Origin of the sequence: Psychrobacillus sp. NPDC096389, from assembly GCF_044762855.1 — a bacterium.
In the GTDB taxonomy this organism is placed as follows: Bacteria; Bacillota; Bacilli; order Bacillales_A; family Planococcaceae; genus Psychrobacillus.
Genome location: NZ_JBIWFB010000001.1, coordinates 944,935 through 964,593 on the forward strand (window position 1 = coordinate 944,935; position 19,659 = coordinate 964,593).

At 37.1% G+C, this 19,659-nt stretch carries 18 protein-coding genes and 2 pseudogenes; 14 read left to right on the forward strand and 6 right to left on the reverse strand.

Translation table 11 applies throughout. The annotated features are described in order from the left end of the window. Nucleotides 1–579: 579 nt before the first annotated feature. The 5 genes and pseudogenes from ACIQ38_RS04400 (at nt 580) to ACIQ38_RS04420 (ending at nt 4,362) form a co-directional block, all read left to right on the forward strand. A complete protein-coding gene (locus tag ACIQ38_RS04400) occupies nt 580–1,365 on the forward strand; it encodes an SDR family NAD(P)-dependent oxidoreductase (protein ID WP_402818522.1) in 786 nt (261 codons plus the stop codon). 85 nt (nt 1,366–1,450) lie between these two features. Further along, nucleotides 1,451–2,293 (forward strand): polysaccharide deacetylase family protein, encoded by an 843-nt coding sequence (locus tag ACIQ38_RS04405; RefSeq protein ID WP_402818525.1) that lies wholly within the window; start codon nt 1,451–1,453, stop codon nt 2,291–2,293. A gap of 306 nt (nt 2,294–2,599) precedes the next feature. Then, nucleotides 2,600–3,034 (forward strand): annotated as a pseudogene (locus ACIQ38_RS04410) (nitrilase-related carbon-nitrogen hydrolase); the annotation flags it as partial. Between the two features lie 276 nt (nt 3,035–3,310). Further along, complete coding sequence (locus ACIQ38_RS04415; protein ID WP_402818527.1) at nt 3,311–3,688, forward strand: CidA/LrgA family protein; 378 nt, start codon at nt 3,311–3,313, stop codon at nt 3,686–3,688. Then, nucleotides 3,685–4,362, forward strand: coding sequence for an LrgB family protein (locus tag ACIQ38_RS04420; RefSeq protein ID WP_402818530.1), 678 nt, complete (start codon nt 3,685–3,687; stop codon nt 4,360–4,362). The genes ACIQ38_RS04415 and ACIQ38_RS04420 overlap by 4 nt, the downstream gene beginning before the upstream one ends. A gap of 45 nt (nt 4,363–4,407) precedes the next feature. Here the strand turns inward: ACIQ38_RS04420 and ACIQ38_RS04425 are convergent, their stop codons facing one another. Then, entirely contained in the window at nt 4,408–5,877 is a 1,470-nt protein-coding gene (locus tag ACIQ38_RS04425; RefSeq protein ID WP_402818532.1) for an aminotransferase class I/II-fold pyridoxal phosphate-dependent enzyme, read from the reverse strand. 137 nt (nt 5,878–6,014) lie between these two features. Here ACIQ38_RS04425 and ACIQ38_RS04430 point away from each other — a divergent pair, with 137 nt between their 5' ends. Next, nucleotides 6,015–6,974, forward strand: a complete 960-nt coding sequence (locus ACIQ38_RS04430; protein ID WP_402818533.1) for an NAD(P)H-dependent flavin oxidoreductase — start codon at nt 6,015–6,017, stop codon at nt 6,972–6,974. 10 nt (nt 6,975–6,984) lie between these two features. Continuing rightward, the gene (locus ACIQ38_RS04435) at nt 6,985–7,254 is read left to right on the forward strand and encodes a UPF0223 family protein (RefSeq protein ID WP_402818535.1); all 270 of its coding nucleotides are present in this window, start codon (nt 6,985–6,987) and stop codon (nt 7,252–7,254) included. 40 nt (nt 7,255–7,294) lie between these two features. On the opposite strand, the gene ACIQ38_RS04440 is transcribed toward ACIQ38_RS04435, so the two are convergent. Continuing rightward, nucleotides 7,295–7,924, reverse strand: coding sequence for a YktB family protein (locus ACIQ38_RS04440; protein WP_402818538.1), 630 nt, complete (start codon nt 7,922–7,924; stop codon nt 7,295–7,297). Between the two features lie 156 nt (nt 7,925–8,080). Between ACIQ38_RS04440 and ACIQ38_RS04445 the strand changes: the two genes are divergently transcribed. Both ACIQ38_RS04445 and ACIQ38_RS04450 read left to right on the forward strand, forming a co-directional pair. After that, a complete protein-coding gene (locus tag ACIQ38_RS04445) occupies nt 8,081–8,278 on the forward strand; it encodes a hypothetical protein (RefSeq protein ID WP_402818541.1) in 198 nt (65 codons plus the stop codon). Between the two features lie 118 nt (nt 8,279–8,396). Further along, on the forward strand, nt 8,397–9,188 hold the full coding sequence (locus ACIQ38_RS04450; protein ID WP_402818543.1) for an inositol monophosphatase family protein: 792 nt from the start codon (nt 8,397–8,399) through the stop codon (nt 9,186–9,188). A gap of 33 nt (nt 9,189–9,221) precedes the next feature. Here ACIQ38_RS04450 and ACIQ38_RS04455 read toward each other — a convergent pair whose 3' ends face one another. Then, nucleotides 9,222–9,407: a YlaF family protein gene (locus ACIQ38_RS04455; protein ID WP_402818546.1), complete on the reverse strand. Its 186-nt coding sequence runs from the start codon at nt 9,405–9,407 to the stop codon at nt 9,222–9,224. A 103-nt stretch (nt 9,408–9,510) separates the two neighbouring features. On the opposite strand from ACIQ38_RS04455, the gene typA reads away from it, so the two are divergent. Further along, on the forward strand, nt 9,511–11,358 hold the full coding sequence (typA, locus tag ACIQ38_RS04460) for a translational GTPase TypA (RefSeq protein WP_402818549.1): 1,848 nt from the start codon (nt 9,511–9,513) through the stop codon (nt 11,356–11,358). 22 nt (nt 11,359–11,380) lie between these two features. Continuing rightward, entirely contained in the window at nt 11,381–11,707 is a 327-nt protein-coding gene (locus ACIQ38_RS04465; RefSeq protein WP_402818552.1) for a YlaH-like family protein, read from the forward strand. A gap of 258 nt (nt 11,708–11,965) precedes the next feature. Here the strand turns inward: ACIQ38_RS04465 and ACIQ38_RS04470 are convergent. The 3 genes and pseudogenes from ACIQ38_RS04470 to ACIQ38_RS04485 form a co-directional block, all read right to left on the reverse strand. Continuing rightward, a pseudogene (locus ACIQ38_RS04470) lies at nt 11,966–13,137 on the reverse strand (IS3 family transposase). Nucleotides 13,138–13,477: 340 nt separating this feature from the next. Then, complete coding sequence (locus tag ACIQ38_RS04480; RefSeq protein WP_142537607.1) at nt 13,478–13,681, reverse strand: YlaI family protein; 204 nt, start codon at nt 13,679–13,681, stop codon at nt 13,478–13,480. 12 nt (nt 13,682–13,693) lie between these two features. Then, nucleotides 13,694–14,191, reverse strand: a complete 498-nt coding sequence (locus tag ACIQ38_RS04485; RefSeq protein ID WP_402818561.1) for a peptidyl-prolyl cis-trans isomerase — start codon at nt 14,189–14,191, stop codon at nt 13,694–13,696. A gap of 177 nt (nt 14,192–14,368) precedes the next feature. On the opposite strand from ACIQ38_RS04485, the gene ACIQ38_RS04490 reads away from it, so the two are divergent. From ACIQ38_RS04490 to pyc, 3 genes are all read left to right on the forward strand, one after another. Beyond that, nucleotides 14,369–14,650, forward strand: coding sequence for an Fpa/YlaN family protein (locus ACIQ38_RS04490; protein WP_402818564.1), 282 nt, complete (start codon nt 14,369–14,371; stop codon nt 14,648–14,650). A 67-nt stretch (nt 14,651–14,717) separates the two neighbouring features. Beyond that, a complete protein-coding gene (locus ACIQ38_RS04495; RefSeq protein ID WP_402818567.1) occupies nt 14,718–15,884 on the forward strand; it encodes an FtsW/RodA/SpoVE family cell cycle protein in 1,167 nt (388 codons plus the stop codon). Between the two features lie 13 nt (nt 15,885–15,897). Next, entirely contained in the window at nt 15,898–19,338 is a 3,441-nt protein-coding gene (pyc, locus tag ACIQ38_RS04500; RefSeq protein ID WP_402818570.1) for a pyruvate carboxylase, read from the forward strand. The last annotated feature ends 321 nt before the right edge of the window (nt 19,339–19,659 follow it).

Here is a 19,659-nt window from a genome sequence, read left to right on the forward strand (position 1 = left end):
GATAAAACACTGACTTATCAGTGTCCGAAATTAACAATAAGTGGTTGAATGAGACAATATACACTGCGAACACGACAAACTAGTCTAGCTGATGCCGGCTAGGCGAGTTCAGCGGGCTTTTAGCATATTATTCCTATAATCTGCCTGAATTATGGTCGTCTCAATCCAAGTAAAGAGCTATTGTAAGGAATTGGTTGCTTTCAATGGCTATTTAGTTGCTCTCATGCTGATTTTAATTGCTTTCATACTAAAATTAGTTGCTTTCAACAGCTATTTGATTGCCCTTAGCCATTCTTTTGAATTTTGCTCGAAGGCGTGAGACCCTGCAAGAGCGTTGGCGACGTAGTGGCTCGTTACTTGTCCGGCGGAAATATAGCGGCCTCCTTATTGAGCTTGCTAAGACCCACTATCCCTATAGTATGAAAGAGAATCCGCTGTATTTTTTTCATTAACTTGAAGCACAAACAACAGGCACAGGATTACGGATAGAAACTAAGAAACAGAGAAGTTATAATATTCGACTTAATATGAACGTTGAATCTATAATATAGTATTAATAGATTATAAGGAGGCAATAAAATGGAATTAGGATTAACGGGAAAAGTAGCAGTAATTACGGGGTCGAGTAAAGGAATTGGCTTATATACAGCTTTACAATTAGTAAAAGAAGGTGCATCAGTTACAATTTGCGCTCGTGGAAAAGAACAATTGGAAGAGGCTGCGAAGTTTATAAAAAATGAAACAGGGAAAGAAGTATTATCGGTGTCTGCTGATATTACAAATGAGCAGGAATGTAAAAAAATTATTCAAGAAACAATCGCGCATTATGGTAAATTAGACATTTTAGTAAACAATGCAGGGACATCCTCTGCAAATCCATTCGAGTCGGTTGATACAGAATTATGGCACTCAGACTTAGATTTAAAAGTTTTTGGCGCAATACATACATCCAAAGCTGCTATTCCTTATATGCGTGAAGTAGGGGGAGGAGCAATTGTTAATGTAACAGCAGTACTTGGAAAAACACCACCCGCCTCTTCTTTACCGACAACAGTAAGTAGAGCAGCGGGTATGGCGCTAACAAAAGCGATGAGTAAGGATCTAGGCAAAGATAATATTCGTGTAAATACAGTTTGCATTGGACTTATACGTAGCGATCAATTAGAGAAAAAATGGAAAAAAGAAGCTCCTCAGCTTTCGTGGGAAGAATATTCCAAAGATGTTGCAGGGCCATCTATTCCACTAGGAAGAATCGGTGAGACAGCCGAGGCGGCAAATGTTATTACCTTTTTAGTTTCAGGTGCAGCATCGTACGTAACGGGGACAGCAGTTAATATCGATGGTGGGTCTGGCGGAACACTCTAAAATAGAAACAAAAGACCGTGTGTTATGCCACATGGTTTTCTTTTTTACATAATAGAATAATAGTTGAAAGGAACAGGTGATCAAATTGAAAAAAACAACATGGATATTATTGGCAGCATTGATGCTTATACTTTCAGCATGTGGAGTTTCAGAAGAAAAACCTACTGTACAAAAGGAAAGTGGAGAAACAAGTGAAGTTACTAGTGAGGAGAAAGTAGAAGTAAATGGCGAAGGTACTCAGGAAGTAACTGGGGAGGTAGTGGAAAAAGAACTTGTAGAAGAAAAGAAAGAACCGTTGTATGAGTTAAATACAGGAAACTGGACATTCAAACCAATAGGAGATGCTAATCCTAAAGTAGTATTACTGACAATTGATGACGCTCCCGATAAACATGCTGTAGAAATGGCGAAAACATTGAAAGCATTGAATGCACCAGCTATCTTTTTCGTCAATGGACATTTCGTTGAAACAGATGAAGAAAAAGCGAATTTGAAAGAAATTTATGACATGGGCTTTGCAATTGGAAATCATACGCAAACTCATGCTAACTTAAAAGATATTTCTGAGGAAGAGCAACAACAAGAAATTTTGAAAGTAAATGAAACGGTGGAAGCTGTAATTGGTGAAAAACCTAAATTTTTCCGTGCACCATTTGGTATCAACACGGATTTTAGTAGATCGCTAGTTGAAAGTGAAGGAATGCTTCTGATGAATTGGACATATGGATACGATTGGGAAAAAGATTATATGAATGCTGCTAGTCTTACAGATATAATGCTTAATACTGAATATTTAACGGATGGAGCAAATTTATTAATGCATGATCGTAAGTGGACAGCAGAAGCTTTAACTGGAATTGTAGAAGGTTTTCGTGATAAAGGATATGACTTTATAGATCCTCATACAATTAAAGGAATAGAACAGTAAGAGTAATGGTTATCGCCCAATAGGACGATAACCATTTTTATATTAATCGACATTGGAAGAGGTGGAGTAAAGCAATAAGCGTGTTCTGACTGCCAATTTGAATTTATAAAGCTTATAAGTACGAGTTTGTATCAAAAGTTAATAATAAACAATGATGTAGAATATAGTAAACTATGTTAACTTGTTAATATATAACTATTTTTCAAAAACAAAGGGGGAGCTTGTTTTGACGCATAGACAAAAAAATGTTCGGGTGGCAGTTGTACAAGCTGCATTAATTATCATAGATGGAAAAGCGAGCACGGAATATGTTGGGAAAATTATATGCCACTTGCAAGAACGGCAATGTATGCAAAAGGTGTACAGTTGTATATCACTCCGACAGCGGATTCAAGAGAATCATGGCAATCTACTATTAGACATATAGCAATGGAAGGCAGATGCTTTGTTTTATCATGCAACCAATATGTAACAAAGGATATGTATCCAACAGATCTTAAATGTTATGAAGATTTAAATGAGGCTCCGGAAGAAATGAGTGCCGGCGGTAGTGCGATTGTTGGACCATTGGGAGAATATATCTCGGAACCAGTATGGGGACGAGAAGAGATATTGATTGCTGATTTGAACTTACAAGATATTGCGCTTAGCCAATTAGATTTTGATGTTACTGGTCATTACGCAAGTTCCGATGTTTTTAAATTGTATGTGAATGAAAATAGCAATAAGACCGTGAATTAGTTAAATACAGATCGTAATCGACTGATAAAAAATAAGGCGCTAAAAAGAAATATTATTAAATTTTATCGGTATAGGCAATCCTTAAAGGGGGTATTTAGTTCGGGATTGAATGAAATGTCGTCTTTTTTACGTTCACTTATTAATAGAGACGATTATTTCTTATAAAGTTTAACCAAAGTTTAACTCTAGACATGACTGGTAAACGAGCGTAAAATATTTCCTGTTAATAGTTTAGGAGGTGAGTACTTTAAAAGAAAAGTCTTTTAAAGCTACTAAATGAAAAAATATATTCGCATTGTTCTTCAAATTTGTATATTGTACTTGTTTTCTATATTAGGTTCTTTTATCGTACAAATACTGCATATCAAATTCCCTGGAAGCATCGTTGGGTTATTGTTGCTTCTAGGTTGTTTATACTTGAAAATTATTCCAGTTAATATAATTAGAGATGGAGCAGGGTTTTTATTAGGTGTATTTGCACTGTTTTTTGTTCCATCAACGGTCGGGGTAATGAATTATCCAGAGTTATTGTCTTTAAATGGAATCCTTCTTATTTCCTCGGTAATGATAAGCACAGTACTTGCAATTATAGTAAGTGGTAGACTTAGCCAATACTTGGAGGGTAGAAAATCAGGAGAGGAGGAGATACAATGATTGCAATTAGTATGATTATCGGGACAATCTTAATTTTTGTCCTTATGGCAAAAGTAAATGCAAGATTTTCAACCCCTCTCCTCTTTCCAGTACTTACGACTACTATTCTAATCGTTATTTTATTGAAATCATTTTCTTTTTCTTATGATACGTATATGAGTGGGGCAAAGTGGATCGATGCAATGCTTGGACCAGCAGTAGTTAGTATGGCGTACCCATTATATACACAACGACATATTATTAAACAAAACATGTTTCTTATTGTTACCAGTGTTGTTGTGGCGATGCTGTCAGGACTAGTAAGTATAATTGTTTTTGCTAAATTACTAAATTTAAGTAATGATTATATTTTGTCTTTATTGCCAAAATCGATTACTACTCCTGTCGCCATGCAGATTAGTGGGGCTATTGGAGGTTTTCCGTCACTGACGGCTATATTTGTCATTATCGCTGGTTTAACTGGTGCAATATTAGGACCGATTATTTTTAAAATAGGTCGCATTGAAAAGTCAGTTAGTAGAGGATTATCAATGGGGAGCGCCTCGCATGGATTTGGTGTTTCTAAACTTACAGAATACGGGGAGCAGACGCTATCAATGGGCTCTGTTTCGATGACGTTGAGCGCCATTATAGGTGCTTTTATATGTCCATTGTTTGCCTTGTTGTTTCAATGAAAAAAGGAGAGATCGATTGTTGATCTCTCCTTTTTACGTATGCTCTTAAAAAATTGCTTGATGTTCTTTTATTACATGAATCATTTCTAATGTATCGTCTTCTGGTCCTTGCACAGGAAGTCCAGCTTCCATATTCATTAAAATATAGTCGATATTCCCTTGAGTAATTATTTCCCCGGGAATAAAAATTGGAATCCCAGGAGGATATACCATCACAAACTCCGCAGAAATACGCCCGCTTGCTTCTTTTAATGGTACTTGCTCTGTAGCTGCATAAAATGCATCACGAGGAGACATCGCAAGTCCAGGAATATCAGGTAAGGTAACTGATGGCTCTATCACCACAGCTTCTGATTCATGGGCATCCACCATTCGGCAAAGAGCATTTATCAGTAAATTTGTCTCTTTTTTAGTATCTCCAAGGGTGATTAAACAAAGAATATTATACAAATCGGAAAGCTCTACTTCAATATTCGCTTTTTCTCTCAGCCATATTTCCGCTTCGTAACCAGTCATACCTAAGTTTTTCACGCTTATTAATAATTTTGTAGGATCCATATCAAATGTTGCGGATGTTTGTAAAATTTCTTCCCCAACACAGTGAATATGTGGAATCGCATTTATGCGTTTGCGAGTGTCTTTAGCAAGTCTAATAGCATTTCCGATTAAATCTTCCCCATGTATTGCTAATTGTCTTCTAGCAGTGTCTAATGACGCTAGGAGCGGATAAGATGTGGAAGTTGTCGTAAGCATAGACAAAATGGATTGCACACGTTTAGTAGAAACAAGCCCTTCACGCACATTTAAAATAGAACTTTGTGTCATAGATCCGCCTAATTTGTGAACAGAAGTAGCAGCCATATCTGCACCAGCTTCCATAGCGGAAATAGGGAGCGACTTATGGAAGTGAATATGCACGCCATGTGCTTCATCCACCACTACTGGAATTCCTTTATCATGTGCTATGTCTACAATTTTTTTTAAGTCTGCAGCTAATCCAAAATAGGTAGGATTAATAACGAGTAAACCTTTTGCATCAGGATGTGTCTCTAGTGCTTTTTCAACGGATTCAACGGAAATTCCATGTGAAATACCTAGTTCTTTATCTACTTCAGGATGGATAAAAATAGGGATAGCACCAGCAAAAACAATGGCAGACATAATGGATTTATGAACATTCCGTGGAACTAGTATTTTGTCTCCAGGACCACAAATAGTAAGAATCATCGTCATAATAGCACCGCTTGTCCCTTGCACAGAGAAGAATGTTTCATCTGCTCCAAATGCTTCTGCGGCTAAGCGTTGTGCTTTTTTGATTGCACCTTTAGGGGAATGTAAATCATCTAATGGGGCAATATTAATTAAATCTATAGAAAGTACATTATCTCCAACGAACTCTCGAAATGCAGGGTCCATCCCTTTCCCTTTTTTATGCCCTGGAATATGAAACTGGATAGGATGACGATTTCGATGCTTTAGTAAGGCATCGAATAAAGGAGTTTCTAATTGTGACAACGCTCATACCACCTCTAGCTAAAATTTTTATTAAAACAAAAGAATTATAGCACTTTCACCGTTTCATGACTATCAAAAAATATTTGAACATTGAAGTGTGTGAAAAATTCTTTATACTTAAAGTAGGGGGGATGAGAATGAAATTTCAGTCTAGAGTCACGGATTTATTGGGGATAGAATATCCAATTATACAAGGGGGACTTGCCTACTTAGCATATTCTGATCTTTGTGCAGCTGTTTCAAATGCGGGTGGACTTGGTCAAGTAACGGCAATGAGCTTAAAGACACCAGATGAATTGCGAGAGGAAATTCGAAAGGTTAGACAGTTAACAGATAAACCATTTGGAGTTAACTTCGCCATTGGACAAACAGGAAGACCTTATGAGCATATGCTTCAAGTAGCAATTGACGAAGAAGTTCCAGCTATTTCTATGACCGGAGGAAATCCTGCGCCTATTTTGGAAAAACTTGCAAATACTTCTATAAAAAAATTAGTCCTCGTTGCAGCAAAACGCCAAGCACAAAAAGCAGAGCAGCTAGGTGCGGATGCAGTCATGGTTGTAGGGCAAGAAGGTGGCGGGCATTTAGGAAGAGACGATATTGGCACTATTGTATTAATACCACAAGTAGTGGATGCTGTATCCATACCAGTTATCGCTTCTGGGGGAATTGCAGATGGTAGGGGCTGGATGGCTGCACATGCACTTGGTGCAGAAGGTATTGAAATGGGAACACGATTCATCGCAACAAAGGAATGTGTACATGCCTCTGAAGTATATAAACAGGCATTAATTGCAAGCAACGAAACGGATACGACCGTTATTAAACGATCTATCGGAGCACCAGCAAGAGCGATTAAAAATGGATGGACACAAGAAATATTACGTATTGAATCTGAAAATCCAACATATGATGCATTAAAAGAGTTCGTTAGCGGCCACGCAAATAAGCAATTTATCTATGAAGGTAAGGAAGAAAATGGGTTTGGTTGGGCAGGTCAGTCAATTGGTTTAATACGTGATATTCCGTCAACAAAGGAACTAATAGAACGAATGGTAAAACAAGCAGTAGCGATAAGAACACAATGGCAACAATAGGAGGAAAACTATGGAATACACATATCCCTTTTCTTTAGATTGGTCCACGGAAGAAATAGTAGATGTCGTCCAATTTTTTGAAGCGATCGAAAAAGCGTATGAAAATGGCATTAAACGAGAAGAATTATTAATGAAATATAGACGTTTTAAAGAAATTGTTCCTTCAATAGCAGAAGAAAAAACTTATTTCCGAGAATTTGAAAAAGAAAGCGGTTACGCAAGTTATCCAATTGTGAAGATGATGAAAGAAAAAGGCGAGAACATTGTTATTAAAGGATGAAAATTACCTCCTATAGCTTTAAAGTTATAGGAGGTAATTGCTACTTTTTATTTACCATAGCTTTATAAATAGGCAACAGTTCATTGAATGTTTCTTCTGCAAAATGTAAGAATTCGTCTTCTGAGAATGTAATAGCACTTTCTTTAGAAATATGACGACCAACTAGAAACTCAGCTTTTTTCACATTATGTAATCGTGTTAATAAATCCTTTAATTCCCCTTTTTTGGCTTGTTTCAAAGGAATAGCATCTGGTTTCATATGATCTCCCGAAACAATGAAATCATCTGGTAATTTATTGAATAAGCTTTTCTTCTTTAACAACTGTTCTGCTATAGCTACTTTATCAGGTGCTTCATAAATGACTGCAACAATGATAAATAAATGGCTTCCCCATAGCCCAATTTGAAAATGAGGCAATGATTTATACCCTCTTTTATATGGCGCAAAAGCAACCCAGCTATCTTTGGGGGGATTGACAGAGCGTCTAGCATGCTTTGCTACATGAGGAAAGAACTCGTCCCCTAAAGTGCTTGAAAAATAGTGACTATATTGCATTCCGAGTTTTTCGAACTTTGGACGAACGTTTTCAATAAGTGCGTTCATCCTGTTTTCTAAACCTTCTACTTGAAACACATCAAAATCTTTGGCTTCCCAAAATGTTTTAACCATTTGTAAACTCCTTTCGTTTTCCATGTTTATTTTATAGGAAATATGGGTAAAAATCATGTAAGTAGTATTTCTTCAGTTGACAATATTTCATTGACAGCATAAAATATTAAAAATCTTCTGAATATTACGGAATAATAAAAAGAAGGGGTGTTAGTTATGAGACAGGTAGTGCATATTATTCGCAAAAATGACATGGAAAAAGAAAAAATCCAAACGCTGAAATTAGAACTGGATTATCAACTTGCTACTTTATACGATGCATTGAATGACCAAAACGAAAAAGAAATAACAGAAGCAAAAATGCAATTGACTGAAATTCACCGCCTTTTAAAAGAGCTTGATGCACTTGATTGATGCTTTACTTTTTAGGAATCCATAAAAACACCTGCTAATCGAAAGACAGCCGGTGTTTTTTTCTTTATACTATAGTAAAGCGGATTAGGGGAAACTAGGTGAAGAAAGGGTTGTTGAAATGAATATACATAAACTGGACAAAATCGCAAAATCTTTAATTAAAGAAGCGGCCGGGAAAATTAGAGCATCTTTTACTACGGAGCTCATTATTGAAACGAAATCAGAAGCAAATGACTTGGTAACGAATATCGATAAAGAAACGGAACAATTTTTTATTCAACAAATAAAGAAAAAGTTTCCAGAACATAGAATAATGGGAGAAGAAGGATTTGGGGATGAAATACAAGACTTGAACGGTTATGTGTGGATACTCGATCCTATTGATGGAACGATGAATTTCATCCATCAAAAAAAGAATTTTGCTATTTCTTTGGGCATTTTCAAAGACGGTGAAGGCATTCTAGGGTATGTATATGATGTGATGGCAGATGATTTACTTTCAGCTGCACAAGGCGAAGGTGCGTTTTTCAATGATCAACGAATTCCAAGAGTAGAAGAGGCACATTTGGAGCAATCTATTATTAGTATGAATGCGAGTTGGGTTGCACCAAATAAATACATTGAACATGACGGAATGATCGAGCTTTTACGTAAAGTACGAGGAACGAGATCATACGGATCAGCAGCGATTGAAATCTTGTATGTCGTAATGGGAAGACTAGATGCTTACATTTCGATGCGTTTGTCGCCTTGGGATATTGCAGGAGGAATGGTAATTGCGAAAGAGGTCGGTGCTATCGTAACTAATTTAGGGAACGAGCCAATTAATTTATTGAAACAAAATACATTTATCGTGTCGAAACCTGGTTTGCATCGTGATATTGTGATGAACTATGTTAAACTAAAGTAAAAGACCAGCAAGAAAGTTCTTGCTGGTCCATTATTACAAAAGCCCGTGGTCGCGCATTTTTTTCTTTGTTTTGAATCCGAAACCCATTACGACAAAAAGTAACACAAGAAACAAGATCACAAGAGGAATATTACGGAGTGCAATAGCGATTCCAACTAGTGCCATCGATAAAATTGCGCCGAAAGAATAAAGAACAAAAATCCATTTAATATTGCCCAATACAATTACCCCCAGAAAATGATAAAAAAATAATATTACTTTAGTTCCACTTGTGATATAATAACACAGTTATGGACTCGAAAAAAGAATATGGAGTGGAAATATGACAAAATTACGTCAAGATTTACGAAACATTGCAATTATAGCACACGTTGACCATGGAAAAACGACATTAGTCGACCAATTATTAAAACAATCGGGTACATTCCGTTCAAATGAGCATGTAGATGAAAGAGCGATGGACTCTGGAGACATCGAACGTGAACGCGGAATTACGATTTTAGCTAAAAACACAGCTGTAGACTATCATGGTACACGCATTAATATATTAGATACACCTGGACATGCCGACTTCGGTGGTGAAGTAGAACGTATTCTAAAAATGGTAGATGGAGTTGTATTAGTTGTTGATGCATATGAAGGTTGTATGCCACAAACACGATTCGTATTGAAAAAAGCATTAGAACAAAAGTTAACACCAATCGTCGTAGTAAATAAAGTGGACAAAGATTCTGCTCGCCCATTAGAAGTAGTGGATGAAGTATTAGAATTATTTATCGAATTAGATGCGGATGCAGATCAACTAGAATTCCCTGTTGTTTATGCTTCTGGTGTAAACGGTACTGCTTCATTAGATCCAGATCCAGCTTCTCAAGAAGAAAACATGGCATGCCTATTCGAAAAAATTATCGAAGCTATTCCAGCACCAATTGATAACTCAGATGAACCACTACAATTCCAAGTAGCGTTATTAGATTACAACGACTACGTTGGTCGTATTGGTATCGGTCGTGTATTCCGCGGTACGATTGAGGTAGGTCAACAAATTTCTTTGATGAAACTAGATGGATCTATTAAAAATTACCGTGTAACCAAATTATTTGGTTTCTTCGGCTTAAAACGTGTAGAAGTACAATCAGCTAAAGCAGGAGATTTAATCGCTGTATCTGGTATGGAAGAAATTAATGTAGGGGAAACAGTTTGTCCGACAGACCATCCAGATGCATTGGTTCCATTACGTATAGATGAACCAACTTTACAAATGACATTCTTAGTAAATAACTCACCATTTGCTGGTCGTGAAGGAAAATGGGTCACTTCTCGTAAAGTAGAAGAGCGTTTACGTTCTCAACTTCAAACGGATGTATCATTACGTGTCGATGATACAGAATCTCCAGATGCATGGATTGTATCAGGTCGTGGGGAACTTCACTTGTCGATTTTAATCGAAAATATGCGTCGTGAAGGTTTTGAACTTCAAGTATCGAAACCAAAAGTAATTATTCGTGAAATTGATGGTAAAAAATGTGAGCCAATCGAAAGAGTACAAATTGATGTACCAGAAGATAGCGTAGGTTCTATTATCGAATCCATGGGAACACGTAAAGGTGAAATGACGGACATGATCAATAATGGAAATGGTCAAGTTCGCTTAATCTTTATGGTTCCAGCACGTGGACTAATTGGATACACTACTGAGTTTATGTCTCTAACAAAAGGTTTTGGTATCATTAACCATACATTTGATAGCTACCAACCAGTAGTTTCAGGTCGTGTTGGTGGACGTCACCAAGGCGTACTTGTTTCGATGGAAACTGGTAAAGCGACAACTTATGGGATGATGCAAATTGAAGACCGTGGTACACTATTCGTAGAACCTGGTACTGAAATTTACGAGGGTATGGTAGTTGGTGAAAATACTCGTGATAATGACATTACGGTCAATATTACTAAAATGAAACAAAAAACAAATATTCGTTCTGCTAACAAAGACCAAACAAACGTTATTAAAAGACCTCGTATTTTAACGCTTGAAGAAGCAATTGAGTTTCTAGGTGATGATGAGTATTTAGAAGTAACACCACAGTCAATCCGTCTACGTAAACAAATTCTAGAGAAAAATGAACGTGAACGTGTGACGAAAAAGTTAAAAAATGCAGAACTTGAATAGAATCAGAAAAGGGTGAATAACCTTGGAAGAACAGCAATTCGTATTTGGTAGAATGTCTAGTATATCGAAGTTTATCTATGAGATAACTCCAAATTACGACATAGCGGGTTATGTATTATTTTTGACAATTTTCTTGCTATCCGTGCTTGTGTACAAGCTAGGATTTGCCAAAAAATTGCGTGTTGGACAAAATATAGTCATTTACGTATTCTTATTCTTAGGATGTTTGATGTTAACGTTTTTAGCGTTTTTCCTTCCTGTAGTGGAAGGATTAATCGTGGCAGCGCTCATCTTAATCATTTATAAGATTCGTTTACGACTTGAAAAAAAACAAAGCTCGACTACTTAAAAGTAGTTGGGCTTTGTTTTTTGGGTAATAGGGAAACTGCTTATTTATTCAGTATTGAATTGTAAAAAAACTCCTGCTTTTTTCGAACTGATACACCCAGTAAATGGCTTAGGTCAACAAATTGGTCTTCTGTAAAGAAAGTAGACATATTAAATCACAACTTTTTCTTTTTTCACTACCGCGCTACCGCTTGCTCTGATGGTGAAAATAGGATAGGTCAAAACCGTACCTATCCTATTTCCACCATCTACCGTTTAATCAACCTGCAGCTAAAAGTAGACTTTTAGAGTACGCTTTTTCAAAGTCTACGGGACTCTCGTAACCCAACGTCGAATGCCTTCTTCTCGTGTTATAGAACTGGTCGATATAATGACGAATTGCCTGGATGGCTCCTTCTCTCGTCTCCCATTTAAACCGATAGATCAACTCTTTTTTGATCGTTGCGTGGAAGGACTCGATACAGGCATTGTCATAAGGATCTCCTTTGCGACTCATGCTTCCTTTCATTTTCCTTTCGTTCAATAGCTCCCTATATTCATTAGAACAATATTGTGCGCCACGATCCGAGTGATGGATGAGCCCTTCACCCGGTTCTCTTAGCATAATCGCTTGTTTAAGGGCTTCCAATGGCAACTCTTTTTTCATCGTTGCCGCAATGCTCCATCCGACAATTTTTCGGGAGAACAGATCCATTACACTCGCCAAATAAAGCCAACCCTGCATCGTCCAGATATACGTTATATCTGTCACCCATACTGTGTTAGGCGTGTCCACCATGAATTGACGCTCTAGCAAATTCGGATAGATAGGGTACTTATGGTTCGAATCGGTCGTCACTACATAAGGGGTTTTGGGCGTCGCCCGGAGCCCCATTTCTTTCATTCGTTTTCCTATTGTCCGCTCACACACTGGAATTCCCCGTGCTTTTAATTCCCTTGCGATTCGTGGGCTGCCATAAGTTTCCTGGCTTTCGATAAAGGACTGTCGAATCAGTTGGTCCATTCTTTCTTTTTCCTCGTGTATAATTTTTCTTTTCTCTTTTTCTTCTATCCATTTGTAATAGCCACTGCTAGAAACCTCTAATACTTTACACATCTTCACTACGCGAAATTCCTGTTGATATTCCTCTATGAACTGAAATATCACGTGTGGCTTTTGGCAAAGACATGCATGGCCTTTTTTAAGATTTCATTTTCCTCTTTTAATTCTTTTTCATTCTTCTCTAACTCTGCTATCCGTTTCTTTAATTCTGTGGAAGAACTAAGCTGGACATCACTTGCAAGCTCCTGATTCTTTTTAAAGGTTCTTACCCAGGCACGTATTCTTGCCGGGTTTATCCCATGTTCATAGCCCAGTTCTGTCGCTTTTCTTCCATCTTCCACTACTAGTTTCACTAGATATTCACGCATTTCTTTACTTGTTAGTGCCATCACAAACACGCTCCCTTAATTTTCTTTTAGTATGAAGGTCGTGTTTTAACATGTCCACTTTTTATTCTAATTCAAAAATCGTTCATTGAAAGCAACTAATGCCACGCCGAAAGCAACCAATTCAGCTCGAGAGCAACTAAATTGCCTGTGAAAGCAACTAATTCATATAATAACAAGTTTACTTGTAGTGAGACTACGATAGTTTCGACACATTTTAGGAGAAACATTCCATAAACTTTGCCATACTCGGTTGGCTAGCTTCTTACTACGCCGCATTTCACCTATAATATAAAATAGACCACTACCTGGTACTTTAAAACAGGTAGTGGTCTATTGGTAGTTAAAACTCATTCTCGATTAGTTTGGATGTTTTGTAGAAAATGAACTTTCCTGTTGCTAGCCGAGCGTTCGTTTTCTCTTCTATGCGGTCGTGACAAACCGGACACATGTATGTGTGGATGAGTCGATTCCTTAGCTTTTTTGCTAATGGTAAATCATCCGATAGTATGTCTATTCGATCGCATATGACACATTGTACTTTCATATAAGTCAACTCCTATTCAATACGAAATGCAGAAACCAATTTAATCGGATTATTAATATTTGAACCATCTTTTTTAATAATATGCACAGGACCATCTTCACGAAGAGGTTTCCCTTTATGACTAAATTTAAGTAATAGCGTATCTAATTCGCTCATTGGTATAGTATGTTCACCTTCTGTAGTCTCAATAATTAGGGTAGAAGCTTCAGGTAGCGGTTCTGCATTTAAGATAAATGGTTTTAGTTCGACACCGTAAGTACTTGTTAATACTTTTGTGCGCTCGTATTTTTTTTCTGATTGTAAAGTAGGAGGAACTGTAGAGCCTTCTATAATTTCGCGTGACCAGTGAGCGGAAGTTACTTTTGTGTACTCCTCTAACTCATCTTCATATTCATATTCTCCTGAGAAAAATTCATCTAAATCAATTTTTCGATCATCAAAAATCCAAACTGTTGGATCTAGTGTAATAGTAAATTTCACAGCACCTTTAATAGGGATAATAAATTCCAACGAAATTGCCTCCTCTAATCTCTCTTATCAAACTAAGTATATCGCTAAAATGAAAATATCTAAAGAATATTTCACTTTTTTCTAAACTAAGATGAGAGAACACTTGCTTTTTTGTTCATCAAAAGATACACTTTAGGGAGGTAAACAATTAGAAATCAAAATAATGGGGGCGTCCTCATGGATACTAAAATACAACTTTCGTATCAAGAAAAAGCATTAGAGCTTTTAAAGAAAGATGCGGAAAAGATTGCGCAGCTAATAAAAGTGCAAATGGACAACTTAACTATGCCTCAATGTCCGCTTTACGAAGAGGTTTTGGATACTCAAATGTTTGGATTATCACGCGAAATAGATTTTGCGGTCAAACTTGGACTTTTAGAGAAAAGTGAAGGAAGAGAAATAATTGCTTCACTAGAACAAGAGTTATCCGTTTTACATGATATCCATACAGAAAAATAATTTTAAAACTCAAACGAAGCTTACTGTTTGAGTTTTTTTTTCTAATGGAAGAAATAGAGGTTTTAACATGATTCCATATTTAAAACGATTTTTTAAAAACTTTGATTACCCGTTATTTTTTGTGTATTTAGCATTAAGTTTATTTGGATTAGTGATGATTTACAGTGCTAGTATGGGTTGGGCTGTGCTTAATTATGATCGAGAGCCTGATTACTTTTTTGATAAACAAATAAAAAATCTAGTAATCGCAATTCCAATGTTTTTTTTAGCAGCTTTTTTCCCTTATAAGCATTATAAAAGTAGAGCAATGATGCAACTTATGCTAATAGTTATGTTCATACTTTTAATACTAGTGCATTTTATCGGAACAGGCGGAGAAAGTGGATCTCAGAGTTGGATTCATTTAGGTTTTGGGAATATTCAACCTTCGGAAATTGCAAAAATAGTAATAGTATTATATTTTGCTGGAATTTTCACAAAAAAATACGAAAAGGGCACGCTGGATAAGTTAAATGAATCTGTAGGTCCGCCATTGATCGTCTTATTCTTTGTATTTGTACTCATCATGATGGAGACAGATGTTGGAAATACAATGATAATCAGCTTCGTTGCAATCTCTGTTATAGCAGCGAGCGGAATTAAACTAAAATCTTTTTCCAAACTTGTCGGATTAATTGGTATAGTTATACTAATGGGTCTATTTGTGATTTATATAATGAAAGACCAATTACAAATGGAAAAACGTCTAGGTCGATTGGGAGCTTTCTTGCATCCTTTTGAAGATGAACTAGGTTTTGGTTATCAAATTGTAAATGGATATATTGCAATAGGCTCCGGAGGTTTGAAAGGCTTAGGCTTAGGAAACTCCAATCAAAAGTTTGGATACTTGCCTGAACCTCATACAGATTTTATAATGGCTATTATTGCGGAAGAACTTGGACTCATCGGTGTATTAATTGTGATGTGTGGTCTGTTCTTTCTGGTATTTAAAGGAATTTCAATTGCTTTATCTACAAGAGATCCGCAAGCCCGTATGATTGCAGCAGGTATTGCCAGTATAATTGGTTTTCAAACATTCGTTAACCTAGGTGGAATGCTAGGATTAATCCCGCTTACCGGGGTAACACTTCCTTTTATTAGTTACGGAGGTACTTCTATCATACTGTTATCTGCTGCAATAGGGATTTTAATGAATGTATCTATGTTTGTGAAGCACGAAAAATCAAAAGAATAAGGGGTGCCACTGGATGGAAAATATTAAAAAGATCGTCGTTGCAAATAGGGGAGAAATTGCTATTCGAATCTTTCGCGCGTGTACGGAATTAAATTTGCGTACCGTAGCGATCTATTCGAGAGAAGATAGCGGTGCATTTCACCGTTTTAAGTCGGATGAATCGTATTTGGTTGGGGAAGGCAAAAAACCGATTGATGCATACTTAGATATTGAGGACATCATTCGTATCGCAAAAGAGAGTAAAGCGGATGCCATTCACCCAGGTTACGGTTTTTTATCTGAAAATTTAGAATTCGCTAAACGTTGTGAAGAAGAAGGAATTATATTTATCGGTCCTACTTCTAAACATTTAGATATGTTCGGAGATAAAGTGAAGGCTCGTGAGCAGGCTGTAAAAGCTGGTATTCCGGTTATTCCAGGTAGTGACGGCCCAGTGCAAAGCTTAGAGGAAGTCCGGGAATTTGGTGAAGCACATGGCTACCCACTTATGATCAAAGCTTCCTTGGGCGGCGGTGGTCGTGGGATGCGTGTTGTACAGACGAAAGATGATTTGGAAAGTGCATACGAACGTGCTAAATCGGAAGCAAAAGCCGCTTTTGGTTCGGACGAGGTATATGTGGAGCGATTTATATTTGAACCAAAGCATATTGAAGTTCAAATTCTAGGGGATAAGCACGGAAATCTAATTCACCTGTATGAACGTGATTGTTCTATTCAAAGAAGGCATCAAAAGGTAGTGGAAATTGCTCCTTCGAATTCACTTAGTCCTGAATTACGCAATAAAATATGCCAAGCTGCTGTTCAATTAATGCAAAATGTATCATACATAAATGCAGGAACTGTAGAGTTTTTAGTGACAGAAGATGAATTCTTCTTTATCGAAGTAAACCCGCGCATTCAAGTAGAGCATACGATTACAGAGATGATCACTGGTGTAGACATCGTACATGCGCAGATTAAAATTGCTGATGGTTTAGCCTTAAATAGTGAGGATATGGGAATTCCAAGTCAAGAGAATATTCCTCTTTTTGGATTCGCTATACAGTCCCGAGTAACAACTGAAGATCCATTAAATAACTTCATGCCAGATACAGGAAAATTAATGGTGTATCGTTCCGGAGGCGGATTTGGTGTTCGTTTAGACGCAGGAAACGGCTTCCAAGGAGCAGTTATTACTCCTTATTATGATTCCTTGTTAGTAAAAGTTTCTACCTGGGGTATGTCTTTTAAAGAAGCGGCAGCAAAAATGGACCGAAATTTACAGGAATTTAGAATTCGTGGTATTAAAACGAATATTCCTTTCCTAGAAAAAGTTGTGAAACATCCTAGTTTTATTTCAGGACAGTTTAATACTAGTTTTATAGATTCCACACCTGAGTTGTTCCTATTTCCAAATCGAAAAGACCGTGGTACGAAATTATTAAATTATATCGGCAATGTTACGGTGAACGGCTTCCCTGGTGTAGAACAAAAATCCAAACCTGTATTTGGAATGCCAAGAAAACCGAATGTAGATATCTCACTTGCACCACCGGCTGGAACAAAGCAAATCCTAGAAACGCAAGGCGTAGAAGGGGTTATAAAGTGGGTGAAAGAGCAACAAGGCGTTCTATTAACCGATACAACATTCCGTGATGCACATCAGTCTTTACTTGCAACTCGCGTGCGTTCTCATGATATGTTCGGGATAGCGAAAGAATCTGCTCAAGGATTGCATAATCTATTCTCATTTGAAATGTGGGGAGGAGCAACTTTTGACGTTGCCTATCGTTTCTTAAAAGAAAGTCCATGGGATCGATTATTAAAAATGCGTGAAATGATTCCAAATGTATTATTCCAAATGTTATTCCGAGGGGCAAATGCAGTTGGATATAAAAACTATCCGGATAATGTGATACGAGAATTTATTCAAAAATCTGCAGAAGCAGGTATAGATGTATTCAGAATATTCGACAGCTTAAACTGGATAAAAGGAATGGAAGTTGCTATTGATGCTACAAGACAATCCGGAAAAATCGCAGAAGCAGCTATATGTTACACAGGAGACATTTTAGATGACTCTAGAGCCAAGTATACAGTGCAGTATTATAAAGATATGGCAAAAGAGTTAGAAGCAGCAGGAGCTCATATTTTAGCGATTAAGGATATGGCTGGTTTATTAAAACCGGAAGCCGCATATCGTTTGATCAGCGAGCTAAAAAGTACAGTCGATTTGCCGATCCATTTACATTCTCATGATACGAGCGGAAATGGAATTTATATGTATGCAAAAGCAATAGATGCTGGAGTAGATATTGTCGATACTGCACTAGGCGCTATGGCTGGTTTGACTTCACAACCAAGTGCAAGCAGTTTGAGTTATGCGATGGCAGGCTCTGGAAGAGAAGTTATTGGAGATATTGATGCATTTGAAAAGGTATCTTATTACTGGGAAGATGTACGGAAATATTACCAAGACTTTGAAAGTGGCATGATGAGTCCACATACAGAAATTTATGTACATGAAATGCCAGGTGGACAGTATAGTAATCTTCAACAACAAGCAAAAGGGGTAGGGCTAGGAGAAAGATGGGAAGAGGTAAAAGAAATGTATTCCCGTGTGAACCTACTATTCGGTGATGTTGTAAAAGTTACACCTTCCTCTAAAGTTGTAGGGGATATGGCTTTGTTCATGGTACAAAACAATTTGGATGAAGTGTCAGTGATTACAAGAGGAAAAACAATTGACTTCCCAGACTCCGTAATTGAGTTTTTCGAAGGATATATTGGACAGCCGTTTGGCGGATTCCCTGAAGAGCTTCAAAAAGTAGTGTTGAAAGACCGTCAAGCTATTACTGTACGTCCAGGAGAGCTACTAGAACCAGTTGATTTTAAAGCAGTTAAAGAGCTATTATTTAATCAACTAGGGCGTCCTGTCACTAGCCAAGAGATTTTAGCCTATACTTTATATCCAAAAGTATTTGAAGAATATAGTGCGACAGAAAAGAATTTTGGAGACGTGTCTGTTTTAGATACACCTACATTCTTATATGGTTTAAGACTTGGAGAAGAGATCGAAGTAGAGATCGAAGTTGGGAAAACTTTAATCATTAAATTAGTTTCGATTGGTGAACCAACCCAAGACGGTAACCGCGTCATCTATTTCGAATTAAACGGTCAACCACGTGAAATAATTATTCAAGACATGAATATTGAAGTAAGTCACTTAGCAAAACAAAAAGCAGATTTAACAAACGAAAGCCATATCGGCGCAACGATGCCAGGAACTGTATTAAAAGTTGCAATAGATACTGGCAGCAAAGTAAAAAGAGGTCAGCATTTGCTTATAACTGAAGCGATGAAAATGGAAACAACCGTACAAGCACCATATAATGGTGTCATTAAAGAGATTCACGTAGTAGCTGGTGAAGCTATTGCAACTGGAGATTTGTTAATCGTAATGGATAAAGAATAGAAAAAAGGCTGTTGGACATACATTGTCCAACAGCCTTTTTCTTATAATTAGAAGATTTGTAGTAGATGCTTTTAGAGAATAGTGCGGCTTACTGACCTGATTTTCGTTGCAGATCGGACGCTTTCCGCGAAAATCAATAGAAATTGCTTGCTTTTTCAAAGGCGACTCGCTCAAAACAATATTTTTTTCTAATTTTTCCATTGAGTGTATCCAGTAAATGGATAGGGGCAACCAACTAGGCAGCGAAAGCAACTAGTTATACACTCAAGGCAACTAAAATCAGCGCAAGGGCAACTAAATTGTAGATGAAAGCAACTAATT